This is a genomic window from Alistipes sp. CAG:268, assembly GCA_000434235.1.
In the GTDB taxonomy this organism is placed as follows: Bacteria; Bacteroidota; Bacteroidia; order Bacteroidales; family Rikenellaceae; genus Alistipes; species Alistipes avistercoris.
Genome location: FR892003.1, coordinates 35,877 through 38,237, shown reverse-complemented (window position 1 = coordinate 38,237; position 2,361 = coordinate 35,877). Strand labels below are relative to the sequence as shown.

General features: G+C 64.3%; 3 protein-coding genes and 1 pseudogene. All 4 read left to right on the top strand.

The genetic code is table 11. The annotated features are described in order from the left end of the window. A pseudogene (locus QZL63_RS06360) lies at positions 1 to 305 on the top strand (acyltransferase); the annotation flags it as partial. A 2-nt stretch (positions 306 to 307) separates the two neighbouring features. Then, entirely contained in the window at positions 308 to 745 is a 438-nt protein-coding gene (locus tag QZL63_RS06355; protein ID WP_022308494.1) for a hypothetical protein, read from the top strand. A gap of 2 nt (positions 746 to 747) precedes the next feature. Beyond that, a complete protein-coding gene (locus QZL63_RS06350; protein WP_022308493.1) occupies positions 748 to 1,188 on the top strand; it encodes an acyl-CoA thioesterase in 441 nt (146 codons plus the stop codon). Continuing rightward, positions 1,161 to 2,339 carry a beta-ketoacyl-[acyl-carrier-protein] synthase family protein gene (locus QZL63_RS06345; RefSeq protein WP_022308492.1) on the top strand — a complete coding sequence of 393 codons (1,179 nt, stop codon included), beginning with the start codon at positions 1,161 to 1,163 and terminating at the stop codon, positions 2,337 to 2,339. Before QZL63_RS06350 ends, QZL63_RS06345 begins: the two co-directional genes overlap by 28 nt. The last annotated feature ends 22 nt before the right edge of the window (positions 2,340 to 2,361 follow it).

Below are 2,361 nucleotides of genomic sequence, written 5' to 3'. Positions count from 1 at the left end.
GCCGCCCCCGCCTCTGCGGCTCGCAGAAGAGCGTCACGTGCGACTTCCTGGGTGCTCCGGCCCGCTTCCCGCTGGGCCCCTTTGCCCTGGCCATCCAGCGCGAGGTCCCGATGCTGTCGATCTTCGTGATGAAGGAGGGCGTGAAACGCTACCGGATCTTCGTCGATCGCATCGATGCGGGTGATCCCGGTGCGTCGAAACGGGAACGCATGGAACATGCTGCCCGGACGTTTGCCGCTCAGTTGGAGCGCATTGTGCGCCGTTACCCGACGCAATGGTTCAACTACTACGACTTCTGGGAATAACCATGGAATTCGAAAAGATCGACATTCTCGACCTGCTGCCGCAGCGGCCGCCGTTCGTCCTGATCGACCGCCTCGTCCATTTCGACGAGCACTGCACGGTGACGCGCTTTACCGTCCCCGAGGGGCACCTCTTCTGTGAGGAGGGATGCCTGCAGGCCGCCGGGCTGATCGAGAACATCGCGCAGACCTGCGCGGCCCGCATGGGCTATATCAACCTGATCAACGCCGAGCGCGTGAAGCTGGGCTTCATCGGGGCCATCCGCGATCTGGAGATCCGGCGGCGCCCGCGTTGCGGCGAGACGCTGGTCACGACGATCGAAAACCTCGAGGAGATCTTCCGCATGATGCTGGTCGATGCCGTCGTCCGCTCGGGCGACGAGGTGCTGGCCACGGCGCGCATGAAGATCGCCCTGAGCGAAACCGACGCACAAAACGCATGACGATGAAAAGCGACACGAAGATAACGAAGGGACTGACCGCCTCGAAACGTTTCGAGGTGCGCTTCAGCGAGGTGGACTCGATGAACATCGTGTGGCACGGCTCCTATCCGCTCTACTTCGAGGATGCCCGCGAGGCCTTCGGTGCCAGGTACGGACTGGGCTACATGGACATCTTCGGCAACGGATACTATGCGCCGCTGGTCGAACTGTCGTTCAAGTACAAGTCGCCGATCGTCTACGGCATGCCCTGCCGCATCGACATCCACTATCGGCCGACCGAAGCGGCCAAGATCGTCTTCGACTACGAGATACACCATGCCGAGACCGACGAGTTGCTGGCTACGGGCCACAGCGTGCAGGTCTTCATGGACAAGGAGTACCGGCTGGTGTGGATCACGCCGGAATTTTACGCACAATGGAAAGAGCGCTGGAACATGAACTGATCGTCCGCACAGGCGACCACATTCTCTCCCCGCTGGGCATGGACTCGGCGGAGACCTTCGGCCGTGTGCTCGAGGGACGTTCGGGTCTGCGCCGCTACGAGGGGCTGTGGGGAATTCCCGAGCCGTTCGTCGCTTCGCTGCTCGATTTCGGGCTTGTGGACCGGGCCTTCGGGGAGCGTTTCGGCTCCGGGCTCGCGGAGAAGTACACCGGATTCGAGCGCATGTGCCTCCTTTCGGCATCAGAGGCCATCGGTGAGGCGCGGATCGATCCCTCTTCGCCCCGGGTGCTCTTCCTGCTCTCGACCACGAAGGGCAACGTGGCGCTGCTCGAGCGTGAGAATGCGCTCCGTGACGAGGTGCTTCCCGGCTGGTCGGCACGCCGCATCGCCGCCTTCTTCCGCAATCCGAACGACCCCGTGGTCGTCTCGAACGCCTGTACGTCGGGTCTCTGCGCGCAGATCGCCGCCATGCGGGCCCTGCAGAGCGGGCGTTGCGACCATGCCGTGGTGATCGGCGCCGAGCGGCAGTCGAAATTCATCGTCTCGGGCTTCCAGTCCTTCAAGGCCCTCTCCCCGGAGCCGTGCCGCCCCTTCGACCGCGACCGTGCGGGGTTGAATGTCGGTGAGGCTGCCGCCACGATCGTCTACTCGCGGCGTCGGCGCGACGAGGTGGATCCCGGCGAATGGGTGGCCTGCCGTGGGGCGATCCGCAACGATGCCAACCACATCTCGGGCCCGTCGCGCACGGGTGAGGGGTGCTACCGGGCCCTGCGGGCCATCCTGCGGGACGTGGCTCCCGGGACGCTGGCCTTCATCAACGCGCACGGCACGGCCACGCCCTACAACGACGAGATGGAGTCGATCGCCATCGACCGGGCCGGACTGGCGGAGGTGCCCGTAAACGGGCTGAAGGGCTATTTCGGACATACGATGGGTGCGGCCGGCATTCTGGAGACGATCCTCTCGATGCGGGCCGTCGAGCAGGGGGTGGTCCTCTCCACGCGCGGATATGCCGCGTGCGGAGTGTCGCACCCGCTGAAGATTTCGGCCGAGCAGGGCACGACCGACCGGGACAGCTTCGTCAAGATGCTCTCCGGGTTCGGCGGATGCAATGCGGCCATGTTGTTCAAACGGGGAGGGATGCCATGCTGACGATCGGAAGAAGAAACCGGCT